Source organism: Saccharopolyspora sp. NPDC049357 (assembly GCF_040677225.1).
Lineage (GTDB): Bacteria > Actinomycetota > Actinomycetes > Mycobacteriales > Pseudonocardiaceae > Saccharopolyspora.
This window is the reverse complement of record NZ_JBFAQJ010000002.1, coordinates 160,979-177,246: the sequence shown is the minus strand read 5'-3', so window position 1 is coordinate 177,246 and position 16,268 is coordinate 160,979. Positions and strand designations below refer to the sequence as shown.

The 16,268-nt window shown below is 72.1% G+C and carries 14 protein-coding genes; 4 read left to right on the top strand and 10 right to left on the bottom strand.

Annotated elements, in window-relative coordinates; genetic code table 11:
- The first annotated feature begins 43 nt into the window (after positions 1 to 43).
- Positions 44 to 931: a 3-hydroxyisobutyrate dehydrogenase gene (mmsB, locus tag AB0J91_RS02540; RefSeq protein WP_363863343.1), complete on the top strand. Its 888-nt coding sequence runs from the start codon at positions 44 to 46 to the stop codon at positions 929 to 931.
- Here mmsB and AB0J91_RS02535 read toward each other — a convergent pair.
- The 3 genes from AB0J91_RS02535 to AB0J91_RS02525 form a co-directional block, all read right to left on the bottom strand.
- On the bottom strand, positions 900 to 2,114 hold the full coding sequence (locus AB0J91_RS02535; protein ID WP_363863340.1) for a cytochrome P450: 1,215 nt from the start codon (positions 2,112 to 2,114) through the stop codon (positions 900 to 902). The two genes, mmsB and AB0J91_RS02535, sit on opposite strands and share 32 nt — an antisense overlap.
- Positions 2,111 to 2,962 (bottom strand): DUF4097 family beta strand repeat-containing protein, encoded by an 852-nt coding sequence (locus AB0J91_RS02530; RefSeq protein ID WP_363863337.1) that lies wholly within the window; start codon positions 2,960 to 2,962, stop codon positions 2,111 to 2,113. The genes AB0J91_RS02535 and AB0J91_RS02530 overlap by 4 nt, the downstream gene beginning before the upstream one ends.
- A 76-nt stretch (positions 2,963 to 3,038) precedes the next feature.
- Entirely contained in the window at positions 3,039 to 3,533 is a 495-nt protein-coding gene (locus tag AB0J91_RS02525; protein ID WP_363863334.1) for a toxin-antitoxin system HicB family antitoxin, read from the bottom strand.
- Positions 3,534 to 3,649: 116 nt separating this feature from the next.
- Between AB0J91_RS02525 and AB0J91_RS02520 the strand changes: the two genes are divergently transcribed.
- Genes AB0J91_RS02520 through AB0J91_RS02510 form a run of 3 tightly spaced genes read left to right on the top strand, consistent with a single transcriptional unit; the run spans position 3,650 to position 4,706 of the window.
- The gene (locus AB0J91_RS02520; protein ID WP_363863331.1) at positions 3,650 to 3,883 is read left to right on the top strand and encodes a hypothetical protein; all 234 of its coding nucleotides are present in this window, start codon (positions 3,650 to 3,652) and stop codon (positions 3,881 to 3,883) included.
- Positions 3,880 to 4,293, top strand: a complete 414-nt coding sequence (locus tag AB0J91_RS02515; protein ID WP_363863328.1) for a ribonuclease domain-containing protein — start codon at positions 3,880 to 3,882, stop codon at positions 4,291 to 4,293. The genes AB0J91_RS02520 and AB0J91_RS02515 overlap by 4 nt, the downstream gene beginning before the upstream one ends.
- Positions 4,294 to 4,298: 5 nt before the next feature.
- On the top strand, positions 4,299 to 4,706 hold the full coding sequence (locus tag AB0J91_RS02510) for a barstar family protein (protein WP_363792753.1): 408 nt from the start codon (positions 4,299 to 4,301) through the stop codon (positions 4,704 to 4,706).
- 67 nt (positions 4,707 to 4,773) lie between these two features.
- Here AB0J91_RS02510 and AB0J91_RS02505 read toward each other — a convergent pair whose 3' ends face one another.
- The 7 genes from AB0J91_RS02505 to cysD all read right to left on the bottom strand — a co-directional run bounded on the left by AB0J91_RS02505 (position 4,774) and on the right by cysD (position 16,264).
- The gene (locus tag AB0J91_RS02505) at positions 4,774 to 5,550 is read right to left on the bottom strand and encodes an enoyl-CoA hydratase family protein (protein WP_363792751.1); all 777 of its coding nucleotides are present in this window, start codon (positions 5,548 to 5,550) and stop codon (positions 4,774 to 4,776) included.
- Positions 5,551 to 5,616: 66 nt separating this feature from the next.
- Positions 5,617 to 7,956: an ADP-ribosylglycohydrolase family protein gene (locus AB0J91_RS02500; RefSeq protein ID WP_363863325.1), complete on the bottom strand. Its 2,340-nt coding sequence runs from the start codon at positions 7,954 to 7,956 to the stop codon at positions 5,617 to 5,619.
- 6 nt (positions 7,957 to 7,962) lie between these two features.
- The gene (locus tag AB0J91_RS02495) at positions 7,963 to 12,522 is read right to left on the bottom strand and encodes a type VII secretion system-associated protein (RefSeq protein ID WP_363863322.1); all 4,560 of its coding nucleotides are present in this window, start codon (positions 12,520 to 12,522) and stop codon (positions 7,963 to 7,965) included.
- Between the two features lie 307 nt (positions 12,523 to 12,829).
- Positions 12,830 to 13,054 (bottom strand): hypothetical protein, encoded by a 225-nt coding sequence (locus AB0J91_RS02490; protein WP_363792745.1) that lies wholly within the window; start codon positions 13,052 to 13,054, stop codon positions 12,830 to 12,832.
- Positions 13,055 to 13,186: 132 nt separating this feature from the next.
- Positions 13,187 to 13,942 carry a sirohydrochlorin chelatase gene (locus AB0J91_RS02485; protein WP_363863319.1) on the bottom strand — a complete coding sequence of 252 codons (756 nt, stop codon included), beginning with the start codon at positions 13,940 to 13,942 and terminating at the stop codon, positions 13,187 to 13,189.
- Positions 13,939 to 15,282, bottom strand: coding sequence for a GTP-binding protein (locus AB0J91_RS02480; protein ID WP_363792742.1), 1,344 nt, complete (start codon positions 15,280 to 15,282; stop codon positions 13,939 to 13,941). Before AB0J91_RS02480 ends, AB0J91_RS02485 begins: the two co-directional genes overlap by 4 nt.
- A 55-nt stretch (positions 15,283 to 15,337) precedes the next feature.
- Positions 15,338 to 16,264, bottom strand: a complete 927-nt coding sequence (cysD, locus tag AB0J91_RS02475) for a sulfate adenylyltransferase subunit CysD (protein ID WP_363792740.1) — start codon at positions 16,262 to 16,264, stop codon at positions 15,338 to 15,340.
- Positions 16,265 to 16,268 lie beyond the last annotated feature (4 nt).

Genomic DNA, 16,268 nt, shown 5'->3' with positions numbered 1-16,268 from the left:
AGTCGCCGGTCTTGGCGGAAGTTCGAGCAGAAAGGTAGTGACAATGGCTGTCATCGGTTTCATCGGACTCGGTCACATGGGCGGTCCGATGTCGGCGAACCTCGTCAAGGCCGGCCACACCGTGCAGGGCTACGACCTCGTCCCGGCCGCCCTGGCCGCCGCCGCGGACAACGGCGTGACCACGGTGTCCTCGATCGCGGACGCGGTCCGCGGGGCGGACGCGGTGATCACCATGCTGCCCAGCGGCAAGCACCTGCTGGACGCCTACGACGAGGTGCTGCCCAACGCGGCCTCCGGTGCGCTGCTGGTCGATTCCTCCACTGTGGACGTCGCTGACGCGCGCGCCGCGCACCAGCGCGCGCAGGAAGCCGGTTTCGGCAGCATCGACGCACCCGTCTCCGGTGGTACGGCCGGTGCCGAGGCGGGAACCCTGACGTTCATGGTCGGCGGGTCCGAAGCCGACTTCCAGCGCGCCGAGAGCGTCTTGGAGCCGATGGCGCGCAAGGTGATCCACTGCGGTGGTCCCGGCAACGGCCAGGTCACCAAGATGTGCAACAACCTCATCCTGGGCGCTTCGATGATCGCGGTCAGCGAGGCGTTCGTGCTCGGTGAGCGCCTCGGCCTCTCGCACGAGGCGCTCTACGACGTCGCTGCGGTCTCCACCGGCCAGTGCTGGGCGCTGACCACGAACTGCCCGGTTCCCGACCTGGTGGAGACCAGCCGCGCGAACCACGACTACGAGCCCGGTTTCGCGGCGGCCCTGATGCTCAAGGACCTCAACCTCGCGCTCTCCGCGGCGGAGCAGTCGGGCACCGACGCGTCCATCGGCCGTCTCGCCACGGACCTCTACCGCCGCTTCAACGAGGAGGGCGGAGGCGGCCAGGACTTCGGCGCCATCATCAAGTCCATCCGCGAGCACTCCGGCTCCTGACACCGCTCAGCAGCGGGAGCTCGTTCACGCCGTTGATGTCGTACGACCGCATGAACGTCGGCGGACGTCGCGGATCCGTGCTCAACTGCGGGAAGTGGTCCAGGAGCAGGCCGAGGGCGATCCTGCCCTCCAGCCTCGCCAGGGGTGCGCCGAGGCAGAAGTGGATGCCCCGGCCGAACCCCAGGTGCGGGTTGGGGTCCCGGCGGACGTCGAAGGTCGCAGGGGAGTCGAAGCGGCGCGCGTCCCAGTTGGCGGCGCTGAGCCGCACGGCGATCACCTGGTCGGCGGGCACCTCTAGCTCGCCGATCTCGGTGGCCCGCGTGGTCGCGCGGTAGACGACGGCGAACGGGCTGAGGTAGCGCAGCGATTCCTCGATCGCGCTCGGCAGCAGCGCACGGTCGTCGCGCACCGCCGCGAGCTGGTCCGGGTGCTCGTCCAGGCACAGCACGGTGTTGCCGAGCAGCAGGGTCGTGGTGATGTGGCCGGCCAGCAGCAGAACGCTGGCGAAGTTGACGATCTCGTCGTCGCTGAGCCGCTCGCCGTCGACCTCGGCCTGGACCAGGTCGGTCAGCAGGTCCCGGCGGGGTCGGCGTCGTCGTTCGGCGGCGTGGCCGAGCAGGTAGTCGCGCATCTCGGTGACCATCCGCAGCTGCCTGGCGGCCTCGTCGCTCTCGGTGTCGATCTCCCGCGCGTTGAACTCGGCCTCGGTCGTCAGCAGGCCGTCGGCCCAGGTCCGGAACTGCGCGCGATCACCGGCCGGCACGCCGAGCAGTTCGGCGATGACGATCACCGGCAGTGGGTGGGCGAGCGCGGAGATCAGGTCGAACTCGTCACCGAGGGGTTCGAGGAGTTCCGCCGTCAGCTCCGCGATCCGAGGTTCCAGGTCGTTGACGACCTTCGGCGTGAACGCGCGGCTGACGAGGTTGCGCAGCTCGCGGTGCCGGGGCGGGTCGAGCTGGAGGAGATTGCCCTCCTGCAAGGGGTTCTCGCCCTCCATCCGCAGCACTCGGGCGATGTCGGAGGAGAACGCGCCCGGGTCGCCGAGCGCCTGCACGGCCTCGGCGTGGCCGTAGACGTTCCACACCCCGGTCTCGTCGTCGAAGCGCACCGGAGATTCCGGTGCTGCGCCGCGCATCCAGAACTTGCCGGGGTCGATTTCCCACTTCTCGGCCGGGCAGGTCATCGCACCATCTCCGTTCGTCGGACGGTTACGTCGCCGAAGCCGGTGCGGGCGTGCACCTCGGCGGTCTCCGCGTCGGGATCGGGTTCGTCCGCGTGGTCCATGTTGTTGTGGACGCGGCCGTGCTTGGCGTCGAGGTCCAGCCACGCGGTGGTGCCGGGCCGGATGCCGATGCGCAGGTCGCCGAGCGAGGTCGCCAGCTGCACCGAACCGCGCACGATCTCGTCGATGCGGACGCTGCCGTTGGCGGTCCGCGCCTCGACGTCGGCCAGCGAGCGCTGCACGGTGATGTCGCCGTTGGCGGCCTTGAGCCGCAGGGCACCGCCGACCTCGCCGAGCCGCGTCGCGCCGTTGGAGTTCTTCACCACGGCGGTGCCGTCGATGCGGTGCAGCTCGACCTCGCCGGTCCCGGTGCTCACCTCCGCGTTGCCCGCGATGTGCCGGGCGGTGACGCGCCCACCTGCGGTGTCGGCCTTCAGCGCCCCGGTCTCGTCGACGTCGATGCTGCCCATCGCCGTCTTGATCCGGGTGTCGCCGAGCCGGCCTTCGGTCGCGAAGGAGCCGGCGCCGGCCTGCCCGTTCAGGCTGGAGCCCGCGGGCAGTTCGACGGTGATCTCGACCGATCCCGGCTTGGTGAACAGGCCGCGTGATTTCGGCCCCTTGACCTGCAGGGTTCCGGCGGCGAAGGAGACGTCGGTGTTCTCCGCGGTCGTCACGTCGGCCTTGGTCGCCGCGTCGGTGGGCCGGACGTCGACGGTGGTGCGCGCGGCGTCGGTGGCGAGGATCCGCGCGGTGCCCCACGCGAGTTCAATGGTCGCCGCGATCGGCTCGGGAGTGTCGAATTCAGGCATGGCGGTGCCCTCCAAGGGTGGTGGATGAGCGTCTCCGCTGGTCGGAGACGTGTGGTGAGTCAGGTGGGGAAGCGCCTCAGCGCACCCAGCCGGTGAAGCGCTGGCCGACCTTGCCGTGCGGCCGGGCGCGTGGTCGGTCGCCGTCGAGCGCTGCTGCGGCGGCGCGCACCAGCCAGGCGTTGACCGACAGGTGCTGCGCGGCGGCGGCTTCCTCGACGCGGTTCTTGAGGGATTCCGGCAGTCGCAGGTTGATCCGCGACATCGCGCCCTCGTCGGTCTCCGGGGCCGGTGGTGCCGGGGTGGCCTCGTCTTCGGCGTCCTCGGTGTGGGCCGGCGGTGTCACGACGAAGCCGGGCTCGCCGCCGCGCAGCCGCACCTCGACCGAGCCGGGGGCGAGATCGCTGGTGATCTCGTCGGCAGCGGCCGACAGCGCGTTGAACAGCGTCAGCCGGACGGCCGATTCCAGCGGGGCGGTGAGCCGTTCGGCGAGCTCCCGCGCCTCGTCACCACCGGCTTCGGCGGCCACGGCGAGGTCGCGGCGCAGGTTGTCGACGTACGTCGTGAGGTCCATGATGCCATCATGGCACCACTGTGGCACACGGTGCAACCGATCTGGCTCAGGAAGGTGCCACGCGTGCGCGCCGGGGGTGCGCGCAGCGCGGTGGTGGCGCGCGTACGCTGCGCGTTGTGTTGGAGTTGCTGGTCGAGTGGTACGACGGCGTCGAGCTGTGGTTGGTGCAGCTCGTCTATCCGCTGCAGGTCGCCCTGGTCCTTGCGGTACTGGTGCCGTTGTGCTGGGGGGTGGCGCGAGTCGTCGACCGCGCGGTGGACGGGCTCGGCGCCAAGTTCACCCGCGTGCGCGGCGCCGAACCGCAGGTCGGCCACGACGGTGAGACCGGGCGGAGGGGAAAGACGGCGTGAGCTCGCGCAAGCGCATTTCGTCCGCGTTGGTCGGGCTGATCGCCCTGGTCGTGCTCGGGTGGTTCGGCAAGGACGTCGTCGCCGACTCGCCGAGCACCGAGGTGCCCGGTGCCGCCCAGTCCGGACTGCAGGTCGAGCAGCTGTCGAAGCTGCCGCCCGAGACGGGCAAGACCTACCAGCTCATCGTCAAGGGCGGGCCGTTCCCGTACCCGGGCAAGGACGGCTCGGTGTTCGGCAACCGCGAAGGCGAGCTGCCCCAGCAGAAGTCCGGCTACTACCACGAGTACACCGTGCCGACCCCGGGCTCGAAGGATCGCGGCGCGCGCCGACTGGTCACGGGTGGTCAGGACGAGGTGTACTACACCGGTGATCACTACGAATCGTTCGTGGTTGTGGATACGGCGGGTTGAGTGCCATGTTCGGAGCGAAACTGGCCAGCAGGTTGCGGAAGGAGCAGCCGGTGAGTGATCAGCCGGGCGCCGACATCACGGCTCGCGAGGCCGTCATCACGGCCGAGGAGCGAGGTGCGACCGCCCACGTCCTCGACGGCGTCGACCTGACCAGCAAGCGCACCACCCTCGACGGCATCGCCGCCGTCCTCGACTTCCCCGAGTGGGCCGGGCGGAACCTGGACTCCCTCTTCGACTGCCTGACCGACCTGTCCTGGCTGCCCGAAGGCGAGCACGTCCTGATCTGGTCCGGGTTCCAGGACCTCGCCGACCACGACCCCAAGGCGTTCAACGGCATCAACTCGGTCCTGCGCGACGCGGCGGAGCGCCCCATGTGCGGGCGCCGCTTCACCGCGGTGCTGACCCGATCTTGAGCAGCAGTCGCTCGTAATACTGGATGCGGATGGTCAGTGGCGCCGCAGCGGCGCCACTGACCACCGTTCACCTCAGCGCTTCCGGGACCCAGCCGGGCTTGCGCTTCTCCGCGAACGCCGTGATGCCCTCCTGGCCCTCCTCGCCCGCGAAGTGCCGGGCCGACAGCTGCAGCATCTCGGCGAAGTCGTCGGTCATCGATTCCGGCCGCTGGCTGGTGAGCATGTTCTTCGTGGCGGCCAAGGCGGTGGGTCCGCCGAGCGCCAGCATGTCGGTGTAGCGCTTGACCTCCGAGTCCAGATCGTCGGCCGGGACGGCGGAGTTGAGCAGGCCGATCTCCGCGGCGCGCCGGCCGTCGAAGGTCTCGCCGGTGAGGAAGAGCTCGTGCGCCTGGCGGGCGTTGAGCCGGGGGAGCACCGTCACCGAGATGACCGCCGGGACCACGCCGATGCGGACCTCGGTGAAGGCGAACGTGGCGCTCTCGGCCGCCACCGCGATGTCGCAGGCCGCGACGAGCCCCACACCCCCCGCGCGAGCGGGTCCGGCGACCTTGGCCACGACCGGCTTCGGACTGGTCCAGATCTGCTCCAGCAGCGCCGGGAACTCGTTGACGCCCTGCTGATCGGAATCCGCCGAGCGGGACTCCTTGAGATCCATGCCGGCGCAGAACACCTTGCCGGTGTGCGCCAGGACGATCACGCGCACCGCGTCGTCGTTCGTCGCGGCGTCCAGGTGTCCCTTGAGCTCCCGGCGGAGCTGGGCGGACAGGGCGTTGCGGTTGTGCGGCGAATCCAGGGTGATCGTTCCGACCCCGTCGGCCACCTCGAAGTGCACGAGCTCATCCATGCCGGAGACGTTAACCAGCCCCGCACCTCTTGCGCCACACCCGGAGACCCACGCCCCAGCCCCGGATCAGGTGGGTGGGTAGCGGGCGTCCCAGGTGGGCGGGCGAGGACCGAACTCCTGGGTGGCGTCCTGGGTGATCCGGGTGATGACGTCGTGGAGTTCGAGCTCCGCGGTCCAGCGCTGGGGGATCTTCGCGGCGCCGGTGGTGGCCGCGGTGAGGGCTCCGGCGACGGCCGTGGTGGTGGAGCTGTTGCCGGAGTGGTTGGCGGCGATCGGCAGGGCGGTGTCGAAGTCGCCGTCGGCGGCCAGCGCCGCGTAGGTGCCGATGGCGAGGGCTTCGGCGGCCGTGCCCGCCGTGCCGAGTTCGCGTTCCAGCTCGTCCGGGGTCAGGCGGGCGCCGCCGGAGAGGTCCTTGGCGGCGGTGAGGCGGCGGGTGACCTCCTCGTGGCCGGTGTGCGGGGCGAGTTCCGCCAGAGCGCCGGTGACCGCCTCGGCGAGCGGCTCTCCGACCAGCAGCTTGGACGTCATGAACCCGAGCGCGCCCGCGCTGAGCAGGGCGGTGGGGTGGCCGTGGGTGAGCGCGGCGCTGCGCATGCCCAGCGCGAACACCTGCGACGGGTCGTCGGACCACAGGGCCGCCGGTACCGCGCGCATGATCGCGCCGCTGCCCGCCGAGTCGCTGGCCGGCTTCTCGGGGGTGCCCATCGGCTGCTGGCCCTTGGCGAAGGCGATCAGCGTGCGCATCATGGTCCGGCCCGGGTTGCGGGTCTGGAACAGCGCTCGCTGCTGGACCAGCCAGCCGTCCGGTTCCGGTGCCTCGCGGAGGAAATCGCCCGCCGCCCGCGGCCAGCTCAGGTGCTGGGTGTGCAGCCAGCGCTGGTAGGCGTGCTGCAGATGCCGGATCGGGTCGTCGGTCTCGCCCGCGCGGCGAGCGACGTTGGCCCGCAGCACGCCCTCGACCGAGAACAGCAGCAGCTGGGTGTCGCTGCCGAGCCGTCCTGACGGATGCCCGGCGGGCACGTACTCGGTGAGCCCGTCGGCGCCGTGACGCGCGCGGATCTCGTCCCAGCTGTCGGAGGCGACCGGCATCCCCAACGCCTCGCCGACCGCGCAGCCCAGCACCGCGCCGAGGAACCGGTCCCGCGATACGGCCAGTCGCGGCACCCCGGTCAGCCCGGTCCGGTAGTCCGACGTCCCGGCAGCGGCGGTCGGCGTGGAATCGTCGGCGGGGTAGCGGTTCTCCCACGCGGCGGACTCGTCGGGCTCGGGGCCGAACTCGGTCGCCGCGTCCCGGCCCAGGCGCTCGATCACGCCGAGGATCGGCAACGTCTCCAGCAGTTCCGCGGGGATCGCGGTGGGGCCGCGCAGCGCGCCGAGCAGCTGCCCGCACAGCATCGCTGTGGTCGCGGTGTCCCCGTCGTGCTCGGCCGCTGATGCGATGGCGGCAGCGAAGTCGTCCTCGCAGGCCAGCGCCACGCGCGCGGCGACGGCGAGTGCACCGAGCCCGCTGCGGTTCGCGCCCAGGTGCGCGGGTCCGGGGCGGAAGCCCGCCGGGCTGAGCAGTCCCAGCCGCAGGGCGTCACCGAGCGCGGTGCGGCCCGACTGCCACCCGGAAATGCCCTGGCGCAGCGAGGTTTCCAGGTCGTGCCCGCGCAGCAGCCACAGCGTCGTCGTGCCCAGCACGCTGGCGGGGCTGTGCCCGTGCGGATGCCCGTGGGTGAGCGCGGCCAGATCACCGCCGAGCGCGAACACCGCGCCCGGGTCGCCCGACCACAGCGCGGCCAGCGCCCCGAACGGGACGGCGGTGGCCGTGTCCGCGCTGTTGATCGGCTGCTGCCGGGTGCCCTGCGGATGCCCGGCGACGAGCTTCGCCGCCGAGGTCAGCAGCGTCGGCTCATCGGTCGCCGGATCGTGCAGACCTCGCTCGGCGACCAGGAAACCGCTCGGCCGGGGTGAGTCGCCGCCGCAGTCCCGCCACGGCACACCCCGGGTGTGCAGCCAGCGGCGCAACGCCGCCAGCGCCGCCGAGGTCGGTTCGCCGGAAACCGTCGACCGCAGCTGCGTGTGCGCGCGGATCAGCCCTTCCAGCACGAACAGCAGTGCACCGGTGCGCTGACCGACGCGGCCGAGCGCGGCGAACTCGCCGACCGCGCCCCCGAGCAGCATGCCCAGCACGCGGGCCGAGGAACCGGGCAGGGCACCGGCGCGGTCGGCCAGCCCGGTCGCCGGGGCCGTCTCGTCCGAAGCCGCCGCGATCCGCTGCTGCAGCTCAGCGGCCCACAGCGGACGGGTCGCGGGATGGCTCTCCCAGTGCCGCCAGACCGTCAGCAGCCGGCGTTCCACCGGGTCCCGCCGACATGCGGCCAGCAGCGCGCGTTCGTCCTCGTCGAGCCCGCGTTCGTCCACTGCGGCTTATCCGGCGCTGTTGGCGGCGGGTTGGGGCTCGGGCGCCTCGACCTCGGAGACATCCATCTCGGCCAGCAGACGATCCAGGACCTCCCGCAGTTCCAGCCCGTCGACCCACTCCTCGGGCAGCTCCTCGACGCCGCGCGCGGTGCCCATCAGGGCGCCGCAGATCGCCGCCGTCGCCGCGCTGTTGCCCGCGTGCGTGGCCGCGAGCGAGATCGCGTCGGCCACCGAGTTCGGGTGCGACAGCGCCGCGACGACCGCGATGGCCAGTGCTTCCGGTGCGTGCCAGCCCAGGCCCAGCGACTCCAGCACCGTCGGCGACACGGGACCGCCGGTGGCGATCTCCACCGCGGCGCGCAGGCCGCGCGCGGTGTTCTCGGCGCCCTCCATCCGGTCGAGTTCGGCCAGCACCGACTGCACGGCCTCGATCAGCGTCCGGCCGCCGTCCAACGCGCACACCAGGCCCGCGAGCGCGGCCGCCGGCAGGTAACCGTCCGGGTGGCCGTGGGTGAGCACGCCGATGCCGGCGCCCAGCGTGATCGCCTCGGCCGGATCGGTGGCTTCGAAACCGACCACGGCCCCGCGCACGGTGGCGGCGGCGTTGCGGGCGTCGTTCGGCGGGTTGCCCGGCGTCGGGTTCTCAGCCCGGTCGCCCCAGCGGGCCACCGCGGTCAGCGTCGCCTCGTCCGGGAATCGCTGCGCGCGAAGGGGTTCCACGTCGCTGAGCTTGCCGCCGCCGTCCGGGGTCGGCCGACCGCCTTGGGTGCGCACCCAGTCCCGCAGCGAGGCCCGCACCAACGACGGCCGGTCGGGGTTCTCCCCGCTCAGCGCGGCCAGCACGAACGCGGTCTGCTGCGTGTAGGCGGTGGCGGCGCCGAGGCGGCCGAACAGCTCGGCGTGCGCGCGCACCCCGTCGGGGTTCTCGCGCAGCGTGGTGAGCAGGTCGCTGAACATCCAGGGCGCGCCGAGGGCATCACCCGCGGCGCTGCCGAGCACGCAGCCGGCGAGCCGGTCGCGGCGGCTGGGCCGGACCTGCTCCTCCTCGACGGCTTCGACCTCGTCCTCGACCTCGACTTCCTCGGCGGCGGACTCGCCGATGAGCTGCGCCGCGCGCTCCTCGCCGAACGCCTCCACCAGGAGCTTGTGCAGGCCGTGGGTGAGGTCGGCGTTGCCGTTGCCGTCGTCGTTGTCGCGGAACTTGCGCCACGCCAGCAGCAACCGCAGTTCCTCGTCGGACAACCCGTCGTCGGAGTCGTCCTTGTCGGCGGGGGCTTCCTCGGCCGCGGCCGTCGCTTCCTCCGCCGCTTCCGGCGTGGAAGGTTCCGGCTCGCCGGGTTCTGGCGTGGTCGCTTCCGGCTCGGCCGCTTCCGGTTCGGGTTCCTCCTCGGCCGCGACCACTTCCTCGGGTTCCGCCTCGACCGGCTGCTCCTCGGGCACCGGGTAGCGCGCCGCCCACAGCTGACCGGACGGCGGGTTGGGGCCGAACTCCAGGTCCGCGTCGGCGGCCAGGAACTCCAGGGTCTCGCGCAGTTCCAGCTTGTCCTGCCAGTGCTGCGGGATCGCGGAGGCGGTGTGCGCCGCGCCCATGATCCCGCCGCAGATCGACGCGGTGGAGTCGCTGGCGCCGGAGTGGTTGGCGGCCAGCACCAACGCCTCCGGGAACGACTCCGGGTGGGTCAGCGCCGCGCACACCGCGATCGCCAGCACCTGGGCGCCCGAATGCGCGGTGCCGAAGGCCTCCTCGATCTGCTCCGGCGTCGGCGTGCCGGTCGCGGCCAGCTCGACGGCCTTGCGCAGCGCGATGATCGTCTCCTCGTGACCGTCCCATTCGGACAGTTCGAGGAGCGTGCGGTCCACCGCCTGCGGCAGCGAGCGGTCGGCCAGCAGCTGGTGCACCAGCACGGCGAGAGAACCGGCGGGCAGGTAGGCGCTGACGTGGCCGTGGGTGAGCAGCGCGGTGCGGGCCCCGGTGCGGAACGCCTCGGACGGGTCGTCCGACCACAGGGCCGCCGGAGCCGCGCGCATCACCGCGCCCCAGTCGGCCGCGTCGTTCGGCGGCTTGTCCAGCGAACCCGGCTCGTTGCCGCCCGCGAAGCCGCGCAGCGCCTGCATCGTGGTCATGCCGCGGACGCGGCGGTCGAACAGCTCGCGCTGGCCGACCAGCCAGCCGTCCGGTTCCTCCGCGCTGCCCCCGGCCTCGGCCCACTCGACGCCCTGGGTGTGCAGCCAGCGCTGGTACGCCTGCTGCACGTGGGCCGCCGGGTCGGCGGACCCGTTCTCGCGGCGCGCGGTCGAGGCGCGGATGAGTCCTTCGGCGGTGAACGCGGTCAGCTGGGTCTCGTCGCTGATCGACCCGGCCGGGTGGTGTCCGTCGACGTAGTCGATGAGTCCGGAGTCGCCGTACTTCGCGCGGATCTCGGCCAGCGAGTCGGCCTCGATGGGGAAGCCGAGCGCGTCACCGGCGGCGGCGCCCAGCAGCATCCCGAGGATCCGCTGCGTGCGCAGGTCTTCCGGGGAGGACGGCGGTGGCGGTGCGGCCGATTCCGGTGGGGAGACGACGGATTCGACCTGCGGGGCGGCCACTTCCGGTTCGGACTCCACCTCGGGCGCGGCGTCCTCCGCCTCGTCGGTCTCCGCCGGCGCCTCCGCGCTCTCAGCCGGGCTCTCGGCGCGGGGAAGCGACGAGGCGAAGTCAAGGTCGGAGACGTCGCCGGAGGCGGGGTAGCGCTTGGCCCACGCGTCCCCGGTGGGCGGGGTGCCCCGGAACTCCAGCAGTCCGTCCTTGACCAGCGACTCGACGACCTCGCGCTGCCGCAGGTCGCGCAGCCACACGCCGGGCAGCGCGGCGGCCCCGTTGCGGGCGCCGACGATGTTGCCGCAGATCGAGGCCGTCGAGTCGCTGTCGCCGGAGTGGTTGATCGCGAGCATCAGAGCGTCGGCGACGGTGTCGGTGCACAGCGCCGCGCACACCGCGATGGCCAGCGCCTCGTGCCCGGCCCAGCCGCTGCCGAGGGTGTCCTTGAGCTGCTCGGGAGTGGGTTTGCCCTTCTCGGCGAGGTCTTCGGCGGCCTGCAGCGCGCGTTCGGTGTCCTCGTGATCGCGGTAGGCGGCCAGCAGTTCGCGGGCCTGCTTCAGCGCCGAGGGCAGCGACTCCTCGCGCAGCAGCCGGTGCACCAGCACCGCCAGCACACCGGCGGGCAGGTAGGCGTTGGGCTGGGAGTGGGTCAGCGCGGCGGTGGCGGCCGCGAGCTCGAAGACCGAGCGCGGGTCGTCCGACCACAGCGCGACCGGGGCGGCGCGGACCACGCCACCGCAGTCGTCGGAGTCGTTGATCGGCCGCTCGAACGTGCCGGGAGCTCCCACCGAGGCGAACTCGCGGAGCGCGCTGATGGATCCGCTGTTCGGCGCGCGCACGGCGAACAGGTCGGACTGCTCGATCAGCCAGCCGTTGGCCTTGGGGTGCTTGGCCGCGAACGGCCCGGCCGACCGCATCCACGCGTAGCCCTGGGTGTGCAGCCAGCGCTGGTAGGCCAGCTGGACGGCGGGCAGCGGACCGGCGGAGTCGCCGCTGCGGGCCAGGCTGTGCGCGCGGATCAGCCCTTCCAGCGTGAACAGCGTCAGCTGGGTGTCGTCGGTGAACTCGCCCGGGTGCTCGCCGCTGCGGTCGTACTCGGTGACGCCGTCCTCGCCGAAGCGGCTGCGGATCTGGTCGATCGGGTAGAACTCCACCGGCGCGCCCAGCGCGTCACCGATCGCCCCGGCCAGCATCGAGCCCAGGAACCGGCGGCCGAACTCGGTCTCGGCCGGGTCCGCCGGAGCGGCCGGGGGCTGGGGAACGATCGGGGTCGCGGGACCGACCGGGACCGCGGGAGTGGCGGTGGGCGCCGGCATCCCGGCGGGCGGCGAGACCGGTGTTCCCGCGGGCGGTGACATCGGGGTGCCTGCGGGTGGCGAGACCGGGCTTGCCGCGGGGACCGGAGGCATGAGCGTGCCCGCGGGCGGCGACATCGGAACGCCCGCCGGCTTCGGCGGGACCGACGCGGCGATCTTGACCAGGTCCTCACCGGGCATCCGGGCCTTGACCGGACTGGTGGGGTTGATCTGCAGGTCGACGCCGGTCAGCTGGTTGGTCGCCAGCTGCCGCCCGGTCATGCGCTGCCAGGTCGTCCAGTTCGGCGGCAGGAAGCCCTCGGAGGTGAACACCTGCAGCTGGCGGCGGCCCGACTCGTGCTCCATCGTGAACAGCCCGCTGCCCTGCGGCTGGGCGAACAGGATCAGCTCGGAGTCGAGCATCGCGGCGAGCAGGGAGTGGCCCTGCGCGTACCCGGTGGTGGTCAGCTGCAGCGCGCGCTCGACGTCGTTGGTCGGCGCGGGCAGCCGCAGCGCCACGGGCGAGGGCCGGTAGTTCGGGTTGGGGGAGAAGTCGTCGGTGATCTCACCTTGCTCGTCGACGCGGTAACCGCCGATGAAACCCCACGGCGGCACTTCGGCGTTGGGGTCGGTGAAGATCGGGTCGACCACGTACAGCCAGGTGTTGGGCTGCTTCTTGGCCTGTTCCCGCATAGCCGGTGTGATGACCGGTCGACTCGGCTGCTGCGTGTTCATCTCGACCTGTTGTCCCTGACTCCCTGTCCAGCCTTGCATTGATCGCCCCCACAGCGACGGTCACTCGATCGCGTGGGCCTGACGGGGTAGCGATGCACGGTGAGCTGCCGGTTCCCCGTTCAAGCGCCGCCATGCACTCTCTCATGACCTCATGGGATGAATCGTAGTCTTTGAGAGAACAACTCTGAGTGAAACTCGGCGGTGCGGTCCGGTGGATCACACGTAGATCGGGACGGCAATGGTTCACCCGGACGGATCCGGGGGTTCAGTCGGACAGCGCCGCGGCCATCAAGCAGCCCAGGCACGGCATCCCCGCGGGCCCGTCCAGAGCCTCGGCCTGGCCGGGGGCGATGCTGAAACCGCAGTAGGCGCGCAGGGTATCGGGCAGCGGGTCACCGTTCGGGAGCGGGAAGAAGTGACAGGACTTGTCCTGCTCGCTGCGCGCGAACTCAGGGCGCACCCGCGCGATCAGGTGCGGGATCGACGTCATCGCGGAGCGACCTCCTGCGCGCGCAACCCTGGCGTGAACGGCACAGATCACATCATGCAGATGCAGGTGCGACGGCGAACCCACTTGGCGAATTCTCGCCAAACCGTTGCGCGCGAGACGAGCTGCCCATTCTCACGCCGGGACGGGCAGCGGTGCGTCGACGGTGGCCAGGTCGTAGCGGTGCAGGACGAGATCGGCCACGCCCGGATCATCGGCCATGGGACCCGCGATCAGCGGAGCGTCCGAGCGGGCCTGGGCCAGCTCGACGATGCGGTCCGGGAGCAGCCCCGGCGCCAGGAACCAGGACCCGACCGCGAACCGCCGCGCACCGCGGGCCCGCAGCAGCTCGATGGCCGCCGGGACGTCCGGGTCCGCCGCAGCCGCGAAGGTCGCGACCGTTCCGGCCCAGGAGGTGCGCGACTGCCAGCGGGCCGCGACGTCGGCGACCAGGCGGTTGGCCGGTGCGTGCGACGATCCCGCGCCCGCCAGCAGAACACCGAGCTCCGGATCGTCGGGGTCGGCACCCGCTGCCAGCAAGCGGCGCCACGCCGCGGCGTCCAGCCGCGGGTCCGGACCCAGCACGTCGCCGATGCGCACCCGGAGGTCCGGATGCCGCTGCTGCGCGTCGGCGACGGCTGCGGGCACGTCGACGCGGGCGTGGAAGGCGTGGCCGAGCAGCAGCGGCACGACCACGGCCTCCCGGTGCCCGTCGGCGCGCACGGCGTCCAGGACGTCGCCCAGCAGCGGCTGGGACAGGTCCAGGAACGCCACGCGCACGTCCAGCTCCGGCCGCAGCGCGCGCACCACGTCCAGCAGCCGGTGGATCGTCGCGGCGGAGCGCGGATCCCGGCTGCCGTGCGCGACGGCGACCAGCGGCGCGGTGGTCATCGCGACGCTTCGGCGAACGGAGCCAGCGGCACACCGATCAGGCCCGCGGCCAGGGTGGTGCCGTCGGCCGGGTCGATGACCAGGAAGGAGCCGTTGCGGCGGCTGTCGGCGTAGTCGTCGACCGGCAGCGGCTCGGCGGTGCGCAGCTGCACCCGGCCGATCTCGTTGAGCTGCAACGAGTCCGGGGCGGCGACGCTGGTCAGCTGCTGCTCGTCGAAGCGCGCCGACAGCTCGGTGACCATCGCCTGCACGGTGCGGGCGCCGTGCTTGACGAGCACCTTCGCGCCCGGGTTCAGCGTCTTCTCCGCCAGCCAGCACACGGTGGCGTCGAGCTCGTCGGTCAGCCGGGGAGCGGTCTCCGCCGCGGCGATCAGGTCGCCGCGCGAGATGTCGACGTCGTCCTCCAGCAGCAGCGTCACCGAGTGACCCGCCGCGGCCTCCGCCCGCTCGCCGTCGGCGGTGTCCACCTTGGACACCTTGGTGCGCACCCCGGCGGGCAGCACGACGACGTCGTCCCCGGCCCGCACCACACCGGCGCCGACCTGGCCCGCGTAGCCGCGGTAGTCCGGGTGCTCGGCGGTGCGCGGCCGGATCACGTACTGCACCGGCATCCGGAACGGCACGTCGTGCGGGTCCGGCGCGACCGGCACGCTCTCCAGGTGCTCCAGCAGCGACGGGCCGGAGTACCAGGGCGTGTTCTCGGAGCGCTCCACCACGTTGTCGCCGAGCAGCGCCGACACCGGGATGGTCACCACGGCGTCGTCGGCGTAGCCGAGAGCCCTGGCGTGGAGGGCGAACTCCTCGGCGATGCGGGTGAAGGTCGCTTCGTCGAAGTCCACCATGTCGATCTTGTTCACGGCCAGCACCAGCTGCGGCACGCCCAGCAGCGCCAGCACCGCCGCGTGCCGCCGGGTCTGCTCGACGACGCCGTTGCGGGCGTCGACCAGCAGCACCGCCAGCTGGGCGGTCGAGGCACCGGTCACGGTGTTGCGGGTGTACTGCACGTGGCCGGGGGTGTCGGCCAGCACGAAGGTGCGCTTCGGCGTGGCGAAGTAGCGGTAGGCCACGTCGATGGTGATGCCCTGCTCGCGCTCCGCGCGCAGGCCGTCGACCAGCAGCGACAGGTCAGGGGTGGCCAGGCCGCGGTCCGCGCTGGCCCGGTGCACCGCGTCGAGCTGGTCGGCCAGCACCGACTTGGTGTCGTGCAGCAGCCGACCCACCAGCGTGGACTTGCCGTCGTCGACGGAGCCCGCGGTGGCCAGTCGCAGCAGATCGGTGTGCACCGGCAGCGTCACCTCGGTGCCGCTGTCCGGGGCGGTGCGAGTCGTGGTCTCGGTCATCGTCTGGAAACCCATTCCTGGTGGCAGTGGGAGGGAGAACGGAGGACGGGCGGGATCAGAAGTAACCCTCGCGCTTGCGGTCTTCCATGGCGGCTTCGCTGATCCGGTCGTCTGCGCGGGTCGCGCCTCGCTCGGTGAGGCGGCTGGCCGCGACCTCGGCGATGACGTCGTCCACGGTGTACGCCTCGGACTCGACAGCGCCGGTGCAGGAACCGTCGCCGACCGTGCGGTAGCGCACCGTCTTGGACTCCGGGTTCTCCCCGTCGCGCGGACCGCCCCACGGGCCGGAGGTCAGCCACATGCCGTCGCGCAGGTAGACCTCGCGGCGGTGCGCGTAGTAGATCTCCGGCAGCTCGATCTTCTCCCGCTGGATGTAGCGCCAGATGTCCAGCTCGGTCCAGTTCGACAGCGGGAACACGCGCACGTGCTCACCCGGGCGGTGCCGCCCGTTGTAGAGGTTCCACAGCTCCGGGCGCTGCCGGCGCGGGTCCCACTGCCCGAAGGCGTTGCGCAGGCTGAAGATGCGCTCCTTGGCGCGGGCCCGCTCCTCGTCGCGGCGACCGCCGCCGAAGACGGCGTCGAACTTGTTGTCGCCGATGGCGTCCAGCAGCGGCTGGGTCTGCAGCGGGTTGCGGGTGCCGTCGGCGCGCTCCTGCAGCCGGCCGTCGTCGATGTAGTCCTGCACCTCGGCCACGACCAGGCGCAGCTGGTGCTTCTCGACGATGTCGTCGCGGAAGTCCAGCACCTCCGGGAAGTTGTGCCCGGTGTCGACGTGCAGCAGCGAGAACGGCACCGGAGCGGGCCAGAACGCCTTGATCGCCAGGTGCACCAGCACCGTGGAGTCCTTGCCACCGGAGAACAGGATCACCGGCCGGTCGAACTCACCGGCCACCTCGCGGAAGATGTGGATCGCCTCGGACTCCAGCGCGGCCAGGTTGTCCACCTGCGGCGGCGCGGACACCTCGGTGTCTGCTGTGGTCATTTCC